Here is a 19499-nt window from a genome sequence, read left to right on the forward strand (position 1 = left end):
ACGCCCATGATCCGTGTTCTGCTGGCCAAGCCGGGTATCGACGGTCACGATGTCGGCGTCAAGATCGTCGCGCGGGCGCTGCGCGACGCGGGCATGGAGGTGATCTACACCGGCCTGCGCACCACGATCCCCGATGTGGCCCGCGCCGCGGTCCAGGAGGACGTCGACGTCGTCGGCGTCTCCAACCTGTCGGCCCAGCACGTCCGGCTCATGCGCGAACTCAAGGAACGTCTGGACGGCGCGGGCGCGGGCGACATCCTGCTGATCGCCGGTGGCAGCCTGCTGCCCGAGGACATCGACGAACTCGGGCGGATGGGGATCGACGGGTGCTTTCCCCCGGGTACCGACACCGCCGACATCGTGGCGTTCATCGAGCAGCGCGTCGCCGGAAGGAACGACGAGCGCCGGGTCCGGGCATGACCGCGGTCTCGGCGCCCACCCGGTTCACTCCCGCGGACCGGCTCGGCTGGACCCTTCCCGAGGTGTTGCGGCGGGCCGCGTCCACCCACCTGGACAAACCGTGCGTGCGCACGGTGTCGGGTGAAAGCCTCAGCTACGCCGAAGTATTGGCGCTCGCCGAACGCCGGGCGGCCGGCCTGGCCGGGCTCGGCGTCGGCAAGGGCGACCGGGTCCTGCTGATGATGGACAACACGATCGACCTGATCGTGTGCTGGTTCGCGGTGAATCTGATCGGGGCCGTGGAGGTTCCGTGCAATACCGCCAACCGCGGGGCGAGCCTGACGCATGTCGCGAACAACTCGGCGGCCCGGGTCGCCGTCATCGACAGCGGCTACGCCTGCGCCTTCGACGAGATCGCCGGCGAGCTGAGCTGCCTGAGCACCGTGGTGGTCCGCGGAACCGGGCCCGGGTTGCCGTGGCGCACGGTCGCGCTCGGTGCGCTCGACACGCCGGACGCCGAGATCCCCGCTGTCGCAGTGTCCTACCGGGATCCGGCGGCGATCATCTACACGTCGGGGACCACCGGACCGGCCAAGGGCGTGGTCGTCCCGCACGCCCACATGCACACCTTCGCGGCCCACGTGGCCAACGAGCTGGCCATTGGCGAGTCCGACGTCTACTACGTGTGCCTGCCCATGTTCCACGCCAACGCGCAGTTCATGCAGGTGCTGCCCTGCCTGATGACCGGTGCCACGGTCGTACTGGCCGAGGCCTTCAGCGCCAGCCGCTGGCTCACCGACCTGCGTGCCTGCGGCGCGACCGTCACCAGCCTGCTCGGTGTCATGGCGCAGTACGTCTTCGACCGTCCGGCGGGGCCGCAAGACGCCGATCACGGGGTGCGGCGGATGATCACCATCCCGATCCCGGCCGTCATCGCCGAGGACTTCGAGCGCAGGTTCGCCACCAGATGCGTTGAGGCGTACGGCATGACCGAGATCTGCCTGCCGATCTACCGCCCGCTCGGCGAACCGCTGCGCCCGGGGAGCTGCGGCAAGGCGCTCGACGAGTGGTTCGAGGTCGCCGTCGTCGACCCGGACACCGACGAACCGGTGCCCGACGGGGAGGTCGGCGAAATCGTGGTCCGGCCGAAATACCCGTCGACCACCTTCATCCAGTACCACGCGATGCCGGAACGAACGGTCGAGGCGTGGCGGAATCTGTGGTTCCACACCGGCGATGCCGGCCGTCGCGACAGCGCGGGCTACTTCTACTTCTCCGACCGGCTCAACGACCGGATCCGGCGCAAGGGCGAGAACGTCACGACCTATGACATCGAGGTGGCGCTGACCGAGCTCCCCGAGGTGGAGGAGGCCGCCGTCGTCGCCAAGCCGGCCGCCGAGGGCGAGGACGACATCAAGGCCTTCCTGGTGATTGCCGACGGTGCGCAGGCACCGGACCCGGTCGCGGTGCTCTCGCACTGCGCCACCCGGCTGCCCTACTTCTCGGTGCCGCGCTACCTGCAGATCGTCGACGGGCTGCCCAAGACCCCGACCGGCAAGGTGCTCAAGCGCCACCTGCGGGGCGTGCCGCCGTCGGCATCGGAGTGGGATCGCGAACGCGCGGGGTGGACCGTGAAGCGCGGGGTCGCCCGGTTGGTGCCGCTCGACCCGGCCGGAGCACCGCGATGAGCAGCGAGGTGGGTACCGCACCGGACCGGATCACCGGTCTGCGGCCGGAACGTGAGACGGCCCGCGCGATCAGCCGGGTGGAGCGCGGCGAACCCGCGGACGTGGCCGGCCCGGTGCGGCGCGGCGACGGCGCCCACATCATCGGGGTCACCGGCAGCCCCGGTTCCGGCAAGAGCACCCTGGTGGATGTGCTGGCCGCCGAGATGCGCGGCGACGGCCGCACCGTCGCGATCCTCGCGGTCGACCCGTCGAGTCACCTGACCGGGGGCGCCGTGCTCGGCGACCGGGTCCGGATGTCCTCGCACAGCCGCGATCCGGGCATCTTCATCCGCAGTATGGGTACCCGCGGCGCCAGCACCGGTCTGGCCCGCGCGGCCCGCGACGCCGTGAAGATCCTCGACGCGGCGGGCTACGACATCGTCATCGTCGAGACCGTCGGCGTCGGCCAGGTCGAGCTCGACGTGCTGACCATCGCCGACACGGTCGCGGTGGTGCTGGTACCCGGGCTCGGCGACACCATGCAGATGAACAAGGCCGGGATCATGGAGATCGGCGACCTGTACGTGGTCAACATGGCCGACCGTCCCGAAACAAACGCGTTCGTACGGGATCTCAAGCAGGCCCTGGCCATCGGTGCGCGGCACGCGGATATGCCCGAGGTCTGCCCGACCACCGCGCTGACCGGCGAGGGGGTCGACCGGCTGTGGGCCACCCTGCGCGACCTCGGCGACCGCGACCGGACGTCCGGGGAGCGGCTGCGCCGTCGCGAACGTCAACGCGACGGCGAACTCGACCGGGAGATCGAGGGGCTCGTGCGGGTGCTGCTGCGCGACGCGATGGCCGGTTCGCAACGCCTGGGCGATATCCGGCGCCGGATGCACGACGGCGAGCTGACCCCGCGCGATGCCGCCGCGCGCTGGGTCGCGGACCTCACGCTGAACCCGGGCTGAGACCCTGGCGAGGGGCGTACTTCTCTTCGTGCACAACCGAATCCAGCGGTGAACGGTCACGCCAGCCGTAGCGCTCGAGATCGGGGACATCGGGAAGTCCGGCCACCCGGCCCACACACAGCCAGGCGACCGGGCGCATATGCGCCGGCATGCCGACCAATTCCCGCAGGAAGTCCTCCCGGTAGAACGACACCCAGCCCACGCCGAGGTCCTCGGCGGTCGCGGCCAGCCACAGGTTCTGGATCGCGCAGACCACCGAATACAGCCCGGCATCGTCGATCGCATGGCGGCCGAGAATCCGGTCGCCGCCCCGGGTGGGGTCGTAGCCGACCACCACGCCGAGGCCGGATTCGCAGATCCCCTCGATCTTGATCCTGGTGAACGTCTCGGCTCGTTCACCGTCCAGGGAGGACGCGAAGACATCGCGTTCGTGTGCCACATGGTCACGGAAGGCGTTGAGCGTCTTGGGTGATCGGACCAGAACGAAATCCCACGGCTGCGACATCCCGACCGACGGTGCGGCGTGCGCGGCCGCGAGCACCCGGCGCAGCACATCGCCTTCGATCGGGGCACCGGTGAACTCGCGGCGGGTGTCGCGCCGCCGGTGGATGACGTCGTAGAGGGTGCCGATCCGGCCCGCCGCCGTGGCGCTCACCGCAGGCCCTCCACCGGTCCGGCCGAGCGATCGCGCAGCGGGTCATAGAGGTGGCTCTCGCCGCAGCGCGCATCGTCGGTCAGCGCGTGGCCGACCAGGATGACCGCGGCCTGACGCAGCCCGGCCGCCTCGACCTGATCGGCGATATCGGAGACGGTGCCGCGCAGCACCCGTTCCCCGGGTTGGGAGGCGCGGTACACCACGATCACCGGGCAGTGCGGCCCGTACTCCGGGGCGATCTCGTCCATCAGCACGCGGATCCGGGTGATGGACAGGTGCAGCACCAGGGTGGCGCGGGTCGCCGCGAACGCCGTGAGCGCCTCGGATTCGGGCATCGCGGTCGACCGCTGCCGGGTCCGGGTCAGCACCACCGACTGGGCCAGCAGTGGGACGGTGAGTTCGCGGCCGACCCTGGCCGCCGCGGCGGCGTACGCGGGCACGCCGGGGGTGACCGACCAGGCCACACCGGCCGCATCGAGGCGGCGGGTCTGCTCGGAGAGCGCGCTGTAGATCGACGGATCGCCCGAGACCAGCCGGACCACCTGCTCGCCCGCCCGGTGCCCGTCGACCAGCCGTTCGGTGATGGCGTCCAGGTCCATGTGCTGTGTGTCGATCAATGTGGCTGCCGGGGAGCAGTTTTCGAGAATTCCGGGATCGAGATAGGTGCCGGGGTAGAGGACCGTGTCGGCCGCGCCGAGCAGCCGGGTGGCGCGCACCGTGAGCAGGTCCGCCGCGCCGGGGCCGGCCCCGACGAACTGGATGGCGCTCATCGGACCCACCTCGGGGTCCAGACCCGTCCGGCCTGCGTCACCCGGGTCGTCGATGCGCCCACGATCAGCAGGGTTTTCATATCGACGGTGTCGGTGTCGAGGTCTCCGAGGGTGGTCACGGTCAACGATTCTTCCGTTCGTCCGATATCGCGTCCCACCACCACCACGGTATCGGCACTCTTGTGCTCGAGCAGGATCTTGCGCGCCACCGCGATCTGGTCGGGGCGGGCCCGCGACGCGGGGTTGTAGATCGCCAGCACCAGATCGGCATCCGCGACCGCCCGCAGCCGGGTTTCGATCGCCGGCCACGGCTTGAGCCGGTCGGACAGGCTCAGCACCGCGAAATCCGCGCCGACCGGCGCGCCCGCCCGCGCGGCGACGGCCTGCACCGCGGAGACGCCGGGCAGCACCCGCACCGCGACGTCGTCGAACCCGCCGTCCTCGACCGCCTCGAACACCGCCGCCGCCATGCCGAACACCCCGGCGTCGCCGCCCGATACCACCGCGACCTTGTCACCTTTGCGGGCCAGCTCCAGGGCGAAGCGGGCCCGGTCGACCTCGACGGTGTTGCCCGATGCGTGCCGCCGCAACCCCGCCCGCTGCGGGACCCTGGCCACGTACGGGCCGTACCCGACGACGTGGTCGGCCTCGGCGAGTGCCGCGCTGGCCTCCGGGGTCAGCCAGCCATCCGGGCCCGGGCCCAGCCCGACGACCAGCAGTTCGGCGGCGCCGCACGAGGGTGCCGCCACGGTGGCCGGTGCAGCTGCCGCCTCGGTGCGGGAGCGTGGCCCGTTGCGCGAATCCCCGTTGACGACGATCAGCGACAGATACGGAACGGTGGCCGCGTCGACGTCGGCGACCGGGAGCCAGCGCTGCCCCGGGTGGCTCGCGCGTTCGATGTACAGCGCGTGCGGCAGCCGCCCGGCCGACGCCAGGGCCCGGCGCACCGCGGGGAAGGTGCGGCCCAGCTTCATGATGATCGCGCCGTCGGTGTCGGCCAGTCGCCGGGCCAGCTCGGCTTCCGGCAGCGTCCCCGGCAGCACCGTGAGCACGTCGGTCTGCCGGACCAGCGGCGCCGCGGTGGCCGCGGTCGCGGCCGCGAACGCGGGCAGGCCGGGAATCACCTCGGTCGGAAAGCGCGGGCTCAGCCGGTCGTGCATGTACATATAGGAGCCGTAGAACAACGGGTCGCCCTCGGCCAGCAGCGCGACCGAGCGGCCCGCCGACAGATGGCCGGCGAGCCGGGCCGCGGACTCCTCGTAGAAGTCGGCCAGCGCTCCGGTGTAGCCACCGGGGTGGTCGGTGGTTCCGGTGGTGACCGGGTAGCGCAGCTCCTCCTCGATGACGCCGGCCGGGATGAGGTCGGCGGCGATGGTGCGCGCGTAGGACCGTTTGTTGACTCCGGCGTGGTAGGCGATGACGTCGGCGCCGGCGATCGTGCGGGCGGCCTTGAGGGTGATCAGTTCGGGATCGCCGGGGCCGAGGCCGACGCCGTAGAACCGCCCGGTGCCGTGCTCGCTCATTCCGACTCCGAGGCCAGCGCGTTGAGCGCCGAGGAGGTCATGGCCGAACCGCCGCGGCGGCCCAGCACCGTGACATACGGAATGTCCACACCGTGATCGCGGGACAGGGCGGTCAGGGCGTCCTTGGATTCGGCCGCTCCGATGAAACCGACCGGGCAGCCGACGATCGCCGCGGGCCGCGGGGCACCGTCGAGGATCATCTCCAGCAGGTGGAACAGTGCGGTCGGCGCGTTGCCGATCGCGACGACGGCACCGGGCAGGAGCGGCTCCCACAGCGATACGGCCGCCGCGGTGCGGGTGGTGTTCCACTCGCGGGCCAGGCCCGCCACCCTCGGGTCGTGCAGAAAGCAGTGCACGTCATTGCCCGCGGGTAGCCGGCCCGCGGTGACGCCGGTGGCCACCATGGTGGCGTCGCACAGGATCGGGGCCCCGTCCCGCAGGGCCGACCGGGCCGCGCGGACCAGGTCGGGGTGGATCACGAGATCGTCGACCAGGTCGGTCTGCCCGGTGCCGTGGATCATCCGCACCGCCACCTTCTCCGCCACGGCCGGGATGCGGGACAGGTCGGACTCCCGGCGGATGGTGGCGAACGAGTCGACGTAGATGGCCGGACCGTCGTCGAGGTAGGGATACCGTCGCATGGGCCGGACCGTGGCTGGGGTCATGTCGTCCTCTCGGGTGTTGCGCGGATCACCACACCCTACATATGGTAGAACCACGCTGTGGTCAACCATCGAAGGGCGAGCTGACGGTCATGGTCCACCCCGCGCGCAACCCCACCCGAACCGGCGGGTTCCGGCCCGTCCTGGACATGACCGGTCGCGCCGCCGTGGTGTTCGGCGGTGGTGGTCCGGCGCTGCGGCAGGTGGCCGCGTTGCTGCAGTCCGGCGCCCGCGTGACGGTGGTCAGCGGCGAGGCCGTCGCGAGCATCGTGGACCTGGCCGAGCGCGACGTAGTGACCTGGCGCCGGCGCGACGCCGTCGAACCCGGCGATCTGACCGATGTGTGGCTGGCCGTCGCCGCGACCGGCCGTGCCGACCTCGACGCCCGGATCGCGGCCGCCTGCGAGCACCGGCGGATCTGGTGTCTGAACGAACCGACTCCGCCTGCGCGCGTGGCCGATTCGGGCCGGGTGGTCCTAGTGGGTGGCGGGCCCGGCGATCCCGGCCTGCTCACGATCGCCGGAATGCGGGCGCTGCGCGCGGCCGACGTGGTGGTCACCGATCGGCTGGCGCCGCTGTCGGTGCTCGCCGATCTGGATCCCGGGGTGGAGGTGATCGACGTCGGCAAGATCCCGTTCGGGAAGGCCACCTCGCAGGACGACACCAACCGGTTGCTGATCGACCTGGCCCGCGCGGGTAAGACCGTGGTCAGGCTCAAGGGCGGTGACAGCTTTCTGTTCGGCCGCGGCGGCGAGGAGGTGCTGGCGTGCGCGGCGGCCGGCGTCGAGGTGTCGGTCATCCCCGGCGTGAGTTCGGCGCTCGCGGTGCCGGCCTTCGCCGGGATTCCGGTCACCCATCGCGGCCTGACCCAGGGCGTGACCGTGGTGTCGGGGCATGTGCCGCCCGAACACCGCGCCTCCACGGTGGATTACGCCGCGCTGGCGCGGTCGGGCACGACGCTGGTGTTCCTGATGGCGGTCACCAATCTGGCGTCGATCACGAAAACCCTGATCGCCCATGGGCTGCGTCCCGAGACGCCCGCGGCGACCATCGCCGACGGCACCCTGGCGCAGCAGCGCGTGGTGCGCGGCACCGTCGCCGACATCGCCGCCGTGGTGGGTGCATCCGGTATCGCGCCGCCGGCCATCACGGTGATCGGGGCCGTCGCGGCGTTCGACCGGGCGGCGCGGCCCGGTGCCGCCAGGCCGCTGGTCTCGGCGGCCGTCACGCCCTGACCGTCACCATCCGGTCAGCTGCAGCGGTGGGTCGACCGGTTCGAAGAATGCGGCGACCTGGGACGCGGTGACCTCGTCGAGCGTCGGCGGTTTCCAGGCCGGGTTGCGGTCCTTGTCGACGACGCGGGCCCGGATCCCCTCGGCGAGATCGGGGTAGCGCGCACAGCGCAGCGTCACCACGAGATCCTGCCGCAGGCATTCGGCCAGATCGGGCATCGCCGCGGCCCGCTTGAGCGCCTCGTGGGTGACCGCCAGCGCCGTCGGTGAGGCCTCGGCGAACGTCGAAGCGGCGCGGTGCGCGACCTCGCCGAGTTCGGCCGGGGCCGTCGTCCGGTCCGCCGCCGCCGTGAGCACGTTGCGGATATCGCGCAGCGAGTCCATCCCGAACACCGCGTCGATGGCGGTCCGGTGTGCGCCCACCCACGATGGCGGGCGGTCGGAGAATCCGCCGAGAACCTCCGACGGTGCCGCGTGCTTAAGCCGCTCGACCACCTCGCCGATCGCTGGCTGCGGTACGTAGTGGTCGGCTAGGTTCATGTAGATGGCGTCGCCCGCGCTGAGGTGGGCGGCCGTCAGCGCCGCGTAGGCCCCGGTGCTGCCCGGTGCGTTGGCGAACAGCCACAGGCCGCCGATATCGGGCGACAGACCGATGAGCACCTCCGGCATGCCGAGCCGGGAATCGTCGGTGACGATGCGGTGCGAGCCGTGCGAGGCCAAACCCATTCCGCCGCCGAGGGTCAGCCCGTGCGCGATGCTCACCACGGGTTTGGGGCAGGTGGCGAGCAGATGGTCGAGGCGGTACTCCGAGGCCCAGAAGTCGGCGAGCACGTCGAGCTCGTGCCCCGCGATCCGTTCCCTGACCCGCTTGATATCGCCGCCCGCGCAGAACCCGCGGTCACCCTCGCCGCTGATCAGGATGGTCTCGACGGCCGGGTCGGCGACGGCACGCCGCAACAGCGTCGTGATGGCCGTGATGTCGCCGGGCGTGATCGCGTTGATGGACGCGGGCCGCCGCAATCGGATCGTGCCGAGTCGCCCGTCGACCGAAAGCGCCGGTTCGGTCGGCGATGACGTCGGGGTTGACATCGGGGTTGACGGGGTCATGGGGTCCTTTCTGATGGTCACAGCACCAGGTCCAGCAACCCGTACGCGGCCAGTCCGCAGACGATGCTCAGCGCGAGGCTCTTGGTCGCCAACGACACCAGCACCGCGACCACCCCGGCCAGCGAGGACGGCGACACCAGCTGCAGGCGTCCGTCGGAGACGACCAGCGACGGGGCCACCAGGGCCGAGAAGGCCGCCGCCGGAACCAGTCCCAGCAGCAGCCGCAGCCGCGCGGGAAGCCGTCTGGGCAGGATCGGGAGCAGGATGAAGACGCCGCGCAGCGCGAACCCCCCGACCGCGGTCACCGCGATCACCAACCAGATCTGCCAGGAACTCATCCGCGGTCCTCCGCGCCCGCCTTGCGCCAGCCCAGCGCGACGCCGGCCGCCAGACCCGCGACGGTGCCCAGCATCATGCCGAGGTTGGCGGGCAGGCCCGCCCCCGCCACGGCCACCAGGGCCGCCACCGCCGCGGCGCACAGCTTGGGCCGCTCGGTGAGCTGTGGGGCGAGCAGCGCCAGGAACGAGACCGGGACGGCGAACGACACCAGACCCGATTCGGGCAGCGAGCCCAGCAGTGACCCGACCACCGAGCAGATCTGCCAGGTCAACCAGAACGCCAGGCACGCACCCAGATAGAACCTGACCCGGTCCCGCGAGGACATCGCATCGGTGCGGGTCAGGGTGAGCGGTACCGCGTGATCGACCAGCAGATAGGAGCCCAGCACCCGGTCGCGCAGGCCGGACCCCGCGAACAACGGGGCCAGCGTGGCCGAGTACACGATGAACCTCAGGTTGATCACCAGCGCCGTCGCCACCACCACACCGACGCTCGCGTTGTCGCCGATCAGGTCCACCGCGGCGATCTGTGCCGCACCCGCGAACGCCAACAGCGAGAAGCCGGCCGTCTCGAGCACGCTCAGTCCGTTGTGGGTACCGGCCAGGCCCGCGACCGCGGCGAACGGCACGATCCCGATCAGGACGGGGAGCATCGCGACGACGCCCGAGCGCATCGCGCTGCGCTTGCCCTGGCCACCGGACGCGGGCGTGCCGCTCGATCGGGCGATGGCGATAGCGGCCCCTCCTGTTCACCTGCGCTGTGGTCCTACCATAAGGGCCGCGCGAAGTGCGGTTCAACCGGGGCGGGGCCGGGTGTTGCGTAGGTCACGTGCTTTGAACTATGGTAGGACCACAGTTTGGTCGTCCCACAGAAGAGGCAATGTCAATGAATCAGCCGTCGACGCTTCCCATTCGCGTGATGCTCGCCAAGATCGGGCTCGACGGACACGACCGGGGAGTCAAGGTCGTGGCCCGCACCCTGCGCGATGCGGGTATGGAGGTCATCTACACCGGGCTGCACCGCAGCCCCGAGCAGGTCATCGAGGCCGCCACCCAGGAGGACGTCGACGTACTCGGGGTCAGCCTGCTGTCCGGCGCGCATATGCCGATCTTCACCAGGATCTTCCAGATCCTGGACGGGATGGAGGAGAAGCCGCGCTTCGCCATCGTGGCCGGCGGCGTGATGCCCGACGAGGACGAGCTCGAGCTGCAGAAGATGGGCGTCGCCGCCGTCCTGGGCCAGGACACCACCCCCGAGACGATCGTCGAGACCATCAAGGCGGCCGCACCGGTGGAGGCGAATTCCTGATGGGTGGGGGAGGGACCGGGGGCGAGCGAAGCGACGGGGGAAGGATCGGCCCGGACATGGAGTCGTGGAGCTGGCCTCCGCGTTACGACGCGGATTACCGGCCACCCCCTGGGCAGCAGCACTGGTTCCCGGTCCGCGAGACGATGGATCCCGAACAGCGCGACGAGGCGATCCTCGAGCGCATCCAGCAGCTGATGGCCTACGCGTGGGAACGCGCCCCGTTCTACCGCCGCAAGTGGTCGCAGGCCGGCCTCGAGCCCGGCGACATCACCTCACTCGAAGCCTTCGAACAGGTTCCGGTGGTCTACAAGGATGAGCTGCGCACCGATCAGGCCGCCAACGAGCCCTACGGCAGCTACCTGTGCGTCGACCCCGTCGAGGTCACCCACATCAAGGGCACGTCGGGCACCACCGGGCGGCCCACCGCGTTCGGGATCAGCCAGCCCGACTGGAACGCCGTCGCCAACGCGCACGCCAGGGTGATGTGGGGGATGGGCATCCGCCCCGAGGATGTGGTGCTGATCGGCTCCCCGCTGACCCAGTACTGGGGTTCGTGGGGCGCCTACAGCGGCGCGGAACGCCTTGGCGCGGCGGTGTTTCCGTTCGGCGCCGGGGTGGCCGGCCAGAGCCTGCGGACCCTGCAGTGGATGCGCCAGATGCGGGCCACCGTCTTCTACGGCACCCCGTCGTATGCGCTCCGGCTCGCCGAGGTGGCCAGCGACAACGACATCGACCCCCGAAAGCTGGGCCTGCGCACGATGTTCTTCTCCGGGGAACCCGGCGCCAGCGTGCCCTCGATCCGGCAGCGCATCATCGACGCGTTCGACGTCGAGGTGTACGACTCGGGCAGCATGGGCGAGGTCGCGCCGTGGATGTCGCTGGGTGCGGCGTCCAACGAGCCGGGCGTGTTCACCTGGCAGGATCTGGTCTACACCGAGGTGTGCGACCCGGCGACCATGCGCCGGGTGCCCTACGGCAACGAGGGCACCCCGATCTACACCACGCTGGAGCGCACCTCGCAGCCGATGATCCGGCTGCTGTCCAACGACCTGACCCGCTGGGAGGCGCCCGACGCCGCCCGGGGCCGGACCTACCCGTTCCTGCCGAGGGGGATCTACGGGCGCATCGACGATATGTTCCAGATCCGCGGTGAGAACGTGCAGCCCAACGCCATCGACGACGTCGTGATGAGCGCCGAGGGTTACGGCGGCGAGCACCGCATCGTCATCACCCGCGACGGCGCCATGGACGAACTGCTGGTGCAGATCGAATTCGACCCCGAGCGCACCACGGTCGCCCAGGACGTCTTCGTCAAGCGGGTCGGCGAGGATCTGCGCACCGTGCTCGGCGTCGGCGCCAAGGTGGTCACGGTGGCGCCCGCCACCTTCGAACGCACCGACTTCAAGGCGCGCCGCGTCATCGACGACCGCAAGCTGTTCGAGTCCTTCGGCGGGGGAGCGTCGTCATGAGCCCGGTCGACACGGTGGCACCGGTCGCCGCGCTCGCCGACCGGATCCGGTCCGGCTCACAGGTATCCCTCGCGCGTGGGCTGACCCTGGTCGAGAGCCGCTCCGACGCCGCATCCGAACTGCTCGCCGAGGTCTGGAAGGACAGCGGCCGGGCACATGTCGTCGGGGTCACCGGCCCGGCCGGCAGCGGTAAGAGCACGCTGGTGACCAAGATGGCCGGGGAGTATGTGAACCGCGGTATGAAGGTCGCGATCCTGGCCGTCGACCCGTCCAGCGCGTACTCCGGCGGCGCCATCCTTGGTGACCGGATCCGGATGACCGAACTCGCCGGACGTACCGACATCTACATCCGGTCGATGGCTTCGCGCGGGGCGACCGGCGGACTGTCCCGGGCGGTACTGGACGGCATCGTCCTGCTCGACGCCGCAGGCTACGACGTGGTGATCCTGGAAACCGTCGGCGTCGGCCAGGCCGAGGTCGACGTGATCAGTGTGGCGCACAGCGTCCTGGTGGTCAGCGTGCCCGGACTGGGCGACGACATCCAGGCCATCAAGGCGGGCCTGATCGAGATCGCCGACATCCATGTGGTCAACAAGGCCGACCGGCCCGGCGCCGATCTGACCGTCAAACAGCTGCGCGAATCGCTGCGGCTGGCGCACCGCGGGCCCGGCGACTGGAACACCCCGATCGTCAAGACCACGGCGGCCAGCGGTGAAGGCGTCGCCGAACTGCTGGACCAGACCGCGGGGCACCGGGGCTGGATGGCCGAGCACGGCGGCCTGCACGAGGTGGAAAGGCGCAACGCCGCCACCCGAATCCGCTGGGCCGCAGAAGCTCTCGTGGCGGACCGGCTGCGGTCCGGTCACCGCGACTTCGACGCCGCCGTCGAGGCGCTGATCGCCCGCACCGAGGAACCGCGCCAGGCGGCGGCCCGGCTGCTGACCGCCATGGCCGTAGACCCGACCGACATCGATGGAAAAGGAAGATCATGACCGACGAAACCCAGGCGACCCCCGACGAGCTGCGGCTGTCCTCCGACGCACTGACCAAGCGGGCCGAGGCGGACTTCGACAGCTGGGAGAACAATGAACTCGCCGACTTCATCCGCCGGGCACCCGAGTCCAAGGAGAACTACCTGACCGGCGCCGGCCGGCCGGTGAAGCGGGTCTACGGCCCACAGGATCTGCCGCAGAGCTGGGAGGACATCGGGCTGCCCGGCCAGTACCCCTACACCCGCGGGCCGTACCCGACGATGTACCGCGGCAAGCTGTGGACGATGCGCCAGATCGCCGGGTTCGGCCAGGCCGAGGAGACCAACAAGCGGTTCCAGTATCTGATCGCCCAGGGCCAGACCGGGCTGTCGGTGGACTTCGACATGCCCACCCTGATGGGGCTGGACAGCGACGACGCGATGAGCCTCGGCGAGGTCGGCCGCGAGGGCGTGGCGATCGACGTGCTGCCCGATATGGCGGCCCTGTTCGACGGGATCGACCTGGAGAACATCTCGGTGTCGATGACCATCAACCCGTCGGCCTGGATCCTGCTGGCGATGTACATCGCGACGGCCGAGGACCGCGGGATGGACCTCAACAAGCTGTCCGGGACCATCCAGAACGACATCCTCAAAGAGTATGTCGCACAGAAGGAATGGATCTTCCCGGTCCGGCCGAGCATGCGGATCGTGCGGGACTGTGTGGCCTACGGCGCCGAGAACATGGCCCGCTACAACCCGGTCAACATCAGCGGCTACCACATCAGTGAGGCCGGCGGGAACGCCGTCCAGGAGGTCGCCTTCACGATGGCGATCACCAAGGCCTACGTCGAGGACGTGGTCAAGGCGGGCATCGATGTCGATGCCTTCGCCTCGCGGCTATCGTTCTTCTTCGTCTCGCAGGCCGACCTGTTCGAGGAGGTCGCGAAGTTCCGGGCGGTCCGGCGCTACTACGCGAAGATGATGAAGGAACACTTCGGCGCCAAGAAGCCCAACTCGATGCGGTTGCGTTTCCACGCCCAGACCGCGGCGGCGACGCTGACCAAACCGCAGCCGATGGTCAACATCGTGCGCACCGCGCTGCAGGCACTGTCGGCCGTGATGGGCGGCGCCCAGTCGATCCACACCAACGGACTCGACGAGGCCTACACCATCCCGAGCGAGATGGCGATGAAACTGGCCCTGCGCACCCAGCAGATCATCGCCGACGAGACCAACGTGCCCAACGTGATCGACCCGCTCGGCGGGTCCTACTACGTGGAGGCGCTGACCGACGAGATCGAAAAGGGCATCGAGGAATACGTCGAGAAGGTCGAGGCCATGGGCGGCGTGGTGGCCGCCATCGAACAGGGCTTCTTCCAGAAGGAGATCTCGGACACCGCCTACGATTACGCGCGGCGCAAGGCCAGTGGCGACCGGCCGGTGATCGGTGTGAACAAATACGTCGACGAGCACGACGACCAGAAGATCGAGGTCCACAAGCTCGATCCGGAGTCCGAGGCCCGCCAGATCACCCGGCTCAAGCAGGTGCGCGCCGACCGCGATCCGCAGCGGGCCAAGGCGGCGATGGACAACCTGCTCGCGGTCGCGAAGGACGAGAACGCCAACCTGATGCCCGCGACCATCGAGGCGGTGCGTGCGCACCTGTCGATGGGTGAGATCACCGGCGCGCTGCGCGGCGTCTTCGGCAGCTACGTCGAAACGCCGGTGTTCTAGGGGGATCGGCAACCAGCGTCGGTGCTCGGGAGCGGCATGCGGGTGAACCACGATGTGGTCGGTACAGTGATTCCCTATATCAAACTCTGCGACAAAGCAGAAGGGGCGCACGTGTCGGAGGCAACACAATCCGGATGGAAGCCGCTCCCGCGCATGCGGACGCATGAGCAGGTGGTGGCCGAGATCGAGCACCGGCTGAACACCGGCACACTCAAGGCGGGTGACCGTCTGCCCCCCGAACGGCAGCTGGCCGAGGCCCTCGGGGTCAGCCGGGGAGCCGTTCGGGAGGCCCTGCGGATCCTCGAAGCGATCGGGGTCGTCGAGGCCGGAACCGGTTCCGGCCCCACGTCCGGGTCGATGATCGTCAAGGACAGCACCGCGGGGATGGGCATGGTCCTGCGCATCCACCTGCAACTGGCGTCGTTCACCACCGACGATCTGGTCGAGGTACGTCTCACCCTGGAACGGCTGGCCTGCCGCAAGGCCGCCGGCATCGCCACCAGTGATCAACTGGCCCACCTGCGTTCGCTGGTCGAACAGATGCGGGGAACCCACACCACGGCGAGCTACAACGATCTCGACGCGGCCTTCCACGTCGGGATTGCGCAGATCTCGAGCAACGGGCTGGCGGCGGCGCTGATGGCCGCGCTGCGGGAAGCGCTGCGCCAAGCCATGGTGAGCGCGTTCGAACGGCTCGAGGACCCGGCGAAGACCATGGCGACACTGACCGACGAACATGCGGCGATCGTGGAGGCCATCGCCTCGGGCGACGGCGGCCGGGCGGCCGATCTGGTGGCCCGCCACATCGAGGGCTTCTACCGCGCCGTCGGGTTCAGCGACCTCAAGTGGGCCGACTGAGTCGGGCGGTCAACCCCCACGCCCAATTCGACATAATCGTCGTGTCCGAGCGTGATCGGCGACGTTTACGTCGAGTTCGCGCGAGAGCGCGGCCGGAGTCTTCTGCAATGCCATACACTGGCGGTTGCGGGCTCGAGGAAGCTGGTGAGAATCCAGCACAGTCGCGCTACTGTGACATCCCGGTTCACCGGGGTGGAGTCAGACCTGCAGGCCCGCAGCCTATCCGTTCATCAGGGACGCGCAATCCCTGCAGGAGGACACCATGGCCGAGGCCGCGCACGCGTCAGAAACCGCCGATGCACAGTGGAAACCACTGCCCCGCAGGCGAACTCACGAACTCATCGTAGAGCAGATCGAGGACCGGCTCCGGCAGGGCACGCTGCGGGCCGGGGACCGGCTGCCACCCGAGCGGATGCTGGCCGAAGCGCTCGGCGTCAGCCGGGGCGCGGTTCGCGAGGCGCTGCGGATCCTGGAGGCGATCGGCGTCATCGAAGCCGCTCCGGGGTCCGGGCCGTCGGCGGGATCGGTGATCGTGCACCGCGGGGCCGATGCCATGGCAATGGTCCTGCGCCTGCATCTGCGGATGGCGTCGTTCAGCCCGCAGGACTCCGCGGATGTGGCCGCCTCGCTCGAGACGCTCGCGGTGGCGGGGGCCTGCAGGCGGGCCACCACCGAGGACGTCGCCACCCTGCGGTCACTGGTCGAGCAGATGCGTACCGCCGGTTCGCTCGCCGACCGTCTGGACCTGGATACCGTTCTGCTGCAGCGGATCACCGAGATGTCGGGCAACGTGCTGGCGTCGGCGGTGTTGTCGGGTTTGCGTCAGGCCCGCTTCGACATGCCGAACCCGTCGGTCGAGGCGAGAGGCGCACTGGTCGACGCGATCGCGGCGGGCGATGAGGCTCGGGCGGTCGCGCTGGTGGCGCACCGGGCCGCGGGCGAGGACGACCCCGACCTCACCCGGCTGCGGCCCGCCGGCTGACCGCGGGTGCGGCCACCGTGGGGTCCAGTGACCACCCGGTGATGTCGAGGACCCCGCGCAGGAACTCCTCGAACGTGGTGAAGCCGAAACGCTTGAGCCCCGGCCTGGTTGGATAGATCTCGCCGTACCAGGGTGCGCTCGCCGCGACGATGAACTTCTGCTTCGTGTCGGGTCGCCGCCTGGGCCGGCGTCGGACACAGTCCCGGCCGGGGCGCTCGGGTTCGGTGTCGCGCGGCGGCGAATGCAGCGGCCAGCCGGTGAGGGCCAGGAACGCGCTGCAGAAGGTCTCCACCGAACCGAAGTACAGCCGGTGGATTCCGGGCTGGGTCCGGTACATCTCGCCGCCCCACGGCGATTCGGCCGCGACGATGAGCTTGCACATGTGGTACTCCGCCTCCGGTTGATGGCCCGCCTCGTTGGTAAGTGCCGCGCATGACACGTGGACGACCATATATGTGGTCGGACCATACTCGAGCGGTGGAGGCTGGGTCAAGGAACGGCTTGTGTCGGGCGCTACACGGATTTGACCCTTGTGGCCTGAACCACAGTTGTGGTAGGACCATAGTGAGATCCGTCCAACTCTGGAGACGCTATGCATCAACAGGCCGAGGCTCAGGCGGCGAACCCGCAATCGACTACCGAGCGACCCCACGGTCTACGCCGGGTCGGTGCGGCGAGCCTGATCGGTACGACCATCGAGTACTACGACTTCTTCGTCTACGGCACCGCGGCAGCCTTGGTCTTCCCGCACCTGTTCTTCCCCAGCAGCAGCCCGTCGATGGGCACCATCGCATCGTTCGCGACGTTCGGGGTGGCGTTTTTCGCCCGCCCGGTCGGGTCGATCGTGTTCGGGCACTTCGGTGACCGGATCGGGCGCAAGCGCACGCTGGTGTGGACGCTGCTGATCATGGGGCTCTCGACGGTGGCGATCGGATTGTTCCCGGGGTACAGCACCGGGGTGTTCGGGTTGTGGGAGAACGGGATCGGGATCTGGGCGCCGATCCTGTTGGTGGTGATGCGGTTTATGCAGGGCCTGGCGATGGGCGGGGAGTGGGCCGGCGCGACACTGTTGACCGCGGAGTACGCACCCAAGGGGCAACGCGGGCGGATGGCGATGTATCCGCAGATGGGGTCGGCGTGCGCGTTCTTCCTGGCCAGCGGCACGTTCTTCGCGGTGTCGATCACCATCGGGGACACCAGTGAGACATTCATGAACTACGGCTGGCGGTTCCCGTTCCTGGCGTCGCTGTTGTTGGTGATGGTCGGCTTGTGGATTCGGTTACGGGTGGCCGAGACTCCGGTGTTCGAGACCGAGCAACGCCGTCGGCAGCAGGAGAGCGCGCCGACCAAGCTGCCGTTCGCCGACGCCATCCGCAAGCAGTGGCGCCAGATCGTGATGTCCGGGCTGGCGATGTCGACGGTGTTTGCGATGTTCTATACCGGCAGTGCCTTTCTGACCAGTTACGGCACCTCGGCGCTGGAGTTCGACCGGACGATGATCCTCGGCTTCGGGATGATCGCCTCGGTGGTGCTGGCGATCGTCACCGCGGCGGCGGCGATCCTGTCGGATCGGGTGGGTCGCAAGAAGGTCATCGCGGCGGCCTACGGTGCCGCGGTGCTGTGGTCGCTGCTGCTGTTCCCGTTGCTGGACACCGGCTCTCCGGTGGCGTTCCTGATCGGTGTGACCGTCACGTTGGCGTTGTACGGAATCGCCAACGGGCCCGCGGGAGCGCTGCTGCCGGAGATGTTCCGGTCGCGGTTCCGCTATACGGGCGCGGGGCTGAGCTACAACCTCGGCGGGATCATCGGCGGCGCGATTCCGCCGATCCTGGCCGCGCGGATCGTGGCCGACCACTCCGGCATCTGGGTCGGCGTCCTGCTGGCCGTTCTGTCGGCGGTCAGCCTGGCCTGCGTCCTGGCGCTCCCGGAGACCAAGAACAACGACCTCGACGACGTACCCACCCAGTGACCCACCCGAAAGGTGCCATGACCACCATCGCCGAAAAAGTCGGAGTCGTCGGCTGCGGACTCATGGGGGCCGGCATCGCCGAGACCGTCGCCCGGTCCGGTCTGCCGGTCACGGTCGTCGAGACCAACACCGCCGCGGCGCAGGCCGGCCGCCAACGGCTGGAGAAATCGCTGGCCAAGGCCGAATCCCGGGGCAAGGTCGGCTCGGCCGCCGAGATCCTCGAGCGGATCGTGGTCGTCGAGGATCTCGACGCGCTCGCCGACCGCACCCTGGTGATCGAGGCGATCATGGAGGACGAGGCGGTCAAGACGGGGCTCTTCGGCGAGCTCGACAAGATCGTGGTCGACACCGGCGCGATCCTGGCCTCCAACACCTCGTCGATTCCGATCATCAAGCTCGGCGTCGCGACGGCCCGTCCCGAGAACGTCCTCGGCGTGCACTTCTTCAATCCGGTCCCGGTGCTGTCGTTGGTGGAGTTGATCCCGAGCTTTCTGACCGCGGCCGCGACGACCGAACGGGCGCGCTCCTTCGTCCGGGACACCCTGGGCAAACACCCGATCGACTGCAAGGACCGGGCCGGTTTCGTGGTCAACGCGCTGCTGATCCCATTCCTGCTCTCGGCGATCCGGATGGTCGAGTCCGGCGTCGCGACGCCGGACGATATCGACGCCGGGCTGGTTCGGGGCTGTGCGCACCCACAGGGCCCGCTGGCCCTGTCAGATCTGATCGGCCTGGACATCGTGCGCGCCATCGCCGATTCGCTGTACCGGGAGTTCAAGGAGCCGCAGTATGTGTGCCCGCCGCTGCTGGCGCGGATGGTGGAAGCCGGCAGGCTCGGCAGGAAGAGCGGCCACGGCTTCTTCGCCTACTCCTGACGGCGG

General features: G+C 69.5%; 20 protein-coding genes and 1 riboswitch. Of the genes, 12 read left to right on the forward strand and 8 right to left on the reverse strand.

What is annotated here, in order from left to right; all coding sequences use genetic code 11:
* Positions 1–6: 6 nt before the first annotated feature.
* From ACWDTP_RS03450 to meaB (ACWDTP_RS03460), 3 genes are read left to right on the forward strand one after another with little or no spacing between them, the layout of a single operon-like run.
* Positions 7–420, forward strand: coding sequence for a cobalamin B12-binding domain-containing protein (locus ACWDTP_RS03450; RefSeq protein ID WP_450016602.1), 414 nt, complete (start codon positions 7–9; stop codon positions 418–420).
* Positions 417–2087 carry an AMP-binding protein gene (locus tag ACWDTP_RS03455; protein ID WP_450016604.1) on the forward strand — a complete coding sequence of 557 codons (1671 nt, stop codon included), beginning with the start codon at positions 417–419 and terminating at the stop codon, positions 2085–2087. Before ACWDTP_RS03450 ends, ACWDTP_RS03455 begins: the two co-directional genes overlap by 4 nt.
* On the forward strand, positions 2084–3037 hold the full coding sequence (meaB, locus tag ACWDTP_RS03460) for a methylmalonyl Co-A mutase-associated GTPase MeaB (RefSeq protein ID WP_450016606.1): 954 nt from the start codon (positions 2084–2086) through the stop codon (positions 3035–3037). The genes ACWDTP_RS03455 and meaB (ACWDTP_RS03460) overlap by 4 nt, the downstream gene beginning before the upstream one ends.
* Here the strand turns inward: meaB (ACWDTP_RS03460) and bluB are convergent.
* The 4 genes from bluB to ACWDTP_RS03480 are packed head-to-tail and all read right to left on the reverse strand — an operon-like array spanning position 3018 to position 6626.
* Entirely contained in the window at positions 3018–3692 is a 675-nt protein-coding gene (gene bluB / locus ACWDTP_RS03465) for a 5,6-dimethylbenzimidazole synthase (RefSeq protein WP_450016608.1), read from the reverse strand. The genes meaB (ACWDTP_RS03460) and bluB overlap by 20 nt on opposite strands.
* Positions 3689–4462, reverse strand: coding sequence for a cobalt-precorrin-4/precorrin-4 C(11)-methyltransferase (locus tag ACWDTP_RS03470; RefSeq protein ID WP_450016609.1), 774 nt, complete (start codon positions 4460–4462; stop codon positions 3689–3691). The genes bluB and ACWDTP_RS03470 overlap by 4 nt, the downstream gene beginning before the upstream one ends.
* Entirely contained in the window at positions 4459–5985 is a 1527-nt protein-coding gene (locus ACWDTP_RS03475; RefSeq protein WP_450016611.1) for a precorrin-2 C(20)-methyltransferase, read from the reverse strand. The genes ACWDTP_RS03470 and ACWDTP_RS03475 overlap by 4 nt, the downstream gene beginning before the upstream one ends.
* Positions 5982–6626, reverse strand: a complete 645-nt coding sequence (locus ACWDTP_RS03480; protein WP_450016613.1) for a precorrin-8X methylmutase — start codon at positions 6624–6626, stop codon at positions 5982–5984. The genes ACWDTP_RS03475 and ACWDTP_RS03480 overlap by 4 nt, the downstream gene beginning before the upstream one ends.
* Before the next feature lie 113 nt (positions 6627–6739).
* Here ACWDTP_RS03480 and cobA point away from each other — a divergent pair, with 113 nt between their 5' ends.
* The gene (gene cobA, locus ACWDTP_RS03485; RefSeq protein WP_450016615.1) at positions 6740–7882 is read left to right on the forward strand and encodes a uroporphyrinogen-III C-methyltransferase; all 1143 of its coding nucleotides are present in this window, start codon (positions 6740–6742) and stop codon (positions 7880–7882) included.
* 3 nt (positions 7883–7885) lie between these two features.
* On the opposite strand, the gene ACWDTP_RS03490 is transcribed toward cobA, so the two are convergent.
* The 3 genes from ACWDTP_RS03490 to ACWDTP_RS03500 are packed head-to-tail and all read right to left on the reverse strand — an operon-like array spanning position 7886 to position 9998.
* Positions 7886–8986, reverse strand: coding sequence for an enoyl-CoA hydratase/isomerase family protein (locus ACWDTP_RS03490; protein ID WP_450016617.1), 1101 nt, complete (start codon positions 8984–8986; stop codon positions 7886–7888).
* A 17-nt stretch (positions 8987–9003) separates the two neighbouring features.
* Positions 9004–9324: an AzlD domain-containing protein gene (locus ACWDTP_RS03495; protein WP_450016619.1), complete on the reverse strand. Its 321-nt coding sequence runs from the start codon at positions 9322–9324 to the stop codon at positions 9004–9006.
* Complete coding sequence (locus tag ACWDTP_RS03500) at positions 9321–9998, reverse strand: AzlC family ABC transporter permease (RefSeq protein ID WP_450016621.1); 678 nt, start codon at positions 9996–9998, stop codon at positions 9321–9323. Before ACWDTP_RS03500 ends, ACWDTP_RS03495 begins: the two co-directional genes overlap by 4 nt.
* Before the next feature lie 245 nt (positions 9999–10243).
* Between ACWDTP_RS03500 and ACWDTP_RS03505 the strand changes: the two genes are divergently transcribed.
* The 6 genes from ACWDTP_RS03505 (at position 10244) to ACWDTP_RS03530 (ending at position 16649) form a co-directional block, all read left to right on the forward strand.
* Positions 10244–10633, forward strand: a complete 390-nt coding sequence (locus ACWDTP_RS03505) for a cobalamin-dependent protein (protein WP_450016623.1) — start codon at positions 10244–10246, stop codon at positions 10631–10633.
* A 56-nt stretch (positions 10634–10689) separates the two neighbouring features.
* A complete protein-coding gene (locus ACWDTP_RS03510; RefSeq protein ID WP_450016625.1) occupies positions 10690–12102 on the forward strand; it encodes a phenylacetate--CoA ligase family protein in 1413 nt (470 codons plus the stop codon).
* On the forward strand, positions 12099–13094 hold the full coding sequence (gene meaB / locus ACWDTP_RS03515; protein ID WP_450016627.1) for a methylmalonyl Co-A mutase-associated GTPase MeaB: 996 nt from the start codon (positions 12099–12101) through the stop codon (positions 13092–13094). Before ACWDTP_RS03510 ends, meaB (ACWDTP_RS03515) begins: the two co-directional genes overlap by 4 nt.
* The gene (locus tag ACWDTP_RS03520; RefSeq protein WP_450016629.1) at positions 13091–14809 is read left to right on the forward strand and encodes a methylmalonyl-CoA mutase family protein; all 1719 of its coding nucleotides are present in this window, start codon (positions 13091–13093) and stop codon (positions 14807–14809) included. The genes meaB (ACWDTP_RS03515) and ACWDTP_RS03520 overlap by 4 nt, the downstream gene beginning before the upstream one ends.
* A gap of 153 nt (positions 14810–14962) precedes the next feature.
* On the forward strand, positions 14963–15667 hold the full coding sequence (locus ACWDTP_RS03525) for a FadR/GntR family transcriptional regulator (protein WP_450016631.1): 705 nt from the start codon (positions 14963–14965) through the stop codon (positions 15665–15667).
* 109 nt (positions 15668–15776) lie between these two features.
* Positions 15777–15927, forward strand: a riboswitch (adenosylcobalamin (AdoCbl) riboswitch).
* Between the two features lie 2 nt (positions 15928–15929).
* Positions 15930–16649 (forward strand): FadR/GntR family transcriptional regulator, encoded by a 720-nt coding sequence (locus ACWDTP_RS03530; RefSeq protein ID WP_450016633.1) that lies wholly within the window; start codon positions 15930–15932, stop codon positions 16647–16649.
* On the opposite strand, the gene ACWDTP_RS03535 is transcribed toward ACWDTP_RS03530, so the two are convergent.
* The gene (locus ACWDTP_RS03535; RefSeq protein ID WP_450016635.1) at positions 16624–17088 is read right to left on the reverse strand and encodes a hypothetical protein; all 465 of its coding nucleotides are present in this window, start codon (positions 17086–17088) and stop codon (positions 16624–16626) included. The two genes, ACWDTP_RS03530 and ACWDTP_RS03535, sit on opposite strands and share 26 nt — an antisense overlap.
* A 153-nt stretch (positions 17089–17241) precedes the next feature.
* On the opposite strand from ACWDTP_RS03535, the gene ACWDTP_RS03540 reads away from it, so the two are divergent.
* Entirely contained in the window at positions 17242–18618 is a 1377-nt protein-coding gene (locus ACWDTP_RS03540; RefSeq protein WP_450016636.1) for an MFS transporter, read from the forward strand.
* A 17-nt stretch (positions 18619–18635) separates the two neighbouring features.
* A complete protein-coding gene (locus ACWDTP_RS03545; protein ID WP_450016638.1) occupies positions 18636–19493 on the forward strand; it encodes a 3-hydroxybutyryl-CoA dehydrogenase in 858 nt (285 codons plus the stop codon).
* The last annotated feature ends 6 nt before the right edge of the window (positions 19494–19499 follow it).

It is taken from the genome of Mycobacterium sp. NPDC003449 (genome assembly GCF_053588415.1).

Bases quoted from the DNA above. Each gene is read 5' to 3' on its own strand.
- ACWDTP_RS03545 (WP_450016638.1), top strand. From the start codon at position 18,636: ATGACCACCATCGCCGAAAAAGTCGGAGTCGTCGGCTGCGGACTCATG.
- ACWDTP_RS03520 (WP_450016629.1), top strand. From the start codon at position 13,091: ATGACCGACGAAACCCAGGCGACCCCCGACGAGCTGCGGCTGTCCTCC.
- ACWDTP_RS03455 (WP_450016604.1), top strand. From the start codon at position 417: ATGACCGCGGTCTCGGCGCCCACCCGGTTCACTCCCGCGGACCGGCTC.
- meaB (WP_450016627.1), top strand. From the start codon at position 12,099: ATGAGCCCGGTCGACACGGTGGCACCGGTCGCCGCGCTCGCCGACCGG.
- ACWDTP_RS03530 (WP_450016633.1), top strand. From the start codon at position 15,930: ATGGCCGAGGCCGCGCACGCGTCAGAAACCGCCGATGCACAGTGGAAA.
- ACWDTP_RS03470 (WP_450016609.1), bottom strand. From the start codon at position 4,462: ATGAGCGCCATCCAGTTCGTCGGGGCCGGCCCCGGCGCGGCGGACCTG.
- ACWDTP_RS03500 (WP_450016621.1), bottom strand. From the start codon at position 9,998: ATGCGCTCGGGCGTCGTCGCGATGCTCCCCGTCCTGATCGGGATCGTG.
- ACWDTP_RS03495 (WP_450016619.1), bottom strand. From the start codon at position 9,324: ATGAGTTCCTGGCAGATCTGGTTGGTGATCGCGGTGACCGCGGTCGGG.
- ACWDTP_RS03475 (WP_450016611.1), bottom strand. From the start codon at position 5,985: ATGAGCGAGCACGGCACCGGGCGGTTCTACGGCGTCGGCCTCGGCCCC.
- ACWDTP_RS03540 (WP_450016636.1), top strand. From the start codon at position 17,242: ATGCATCAACAGGCCGAGGCTCAGGCGGCGAACCCGCAATCGACTACC.
- ACWDTP_RS03510 (WP_450016625.1), top strand. From the start codon at position 10,690: ATGGAGTCGTGGAGCTGGCCTCCGCGTTACGACGCGGATTACCGGCCA.
- ACWDTP_RS03450 (WP_450016602.1), top strand. From the start codon at position 7: ATGATCCGTGTTCTGCTGGCCAAGCCGGGTATCGACGGTCACGATGTC.
- ACWDTP_RS03480 (WP_450016613.1), bottom strand. From the start codon at position 6,626: ATGCGACGGTATCCCTACCTCGACGACGGTCCGGCCATCTACGTCGAC.
- ACWDTP_RS03505 (WP_450016623.1), top strand. From the start codon at position 10,244: ATGCTCGCCAAGATCGGGCTCGACGGACACGACCGGGGAGTCAAGGTC.
- meaB (WP_450016606.1), top strand. From the start codon at position 2,084: ATGAGCAGCGAGGTGGGTACCGCACCGGACCGGATCACCGGTCTGCGG.
- ACWDTP_RS03490 (WP_450016617.1), bottom strand. From the start codon at position 8,986: ATGACCCCGTCAACCCCGATGTCAACCCCGACGTCATCGCCGACCGAA.
- cobA (WP_450016615.1), top strand. From the start codon at position 6,740: ATGGTCCACCCCGCGCGCAACCCCACCCGAACCGGCGGGTTCCGGCCC.
- ACWDTP_RS03525 (WP_450016631.1), top strand. From the start codon at position 14,963: ATGCGGACGCATGAGCAGGTGGTGGCCGAGATCGAGCACCGGCTGAAC.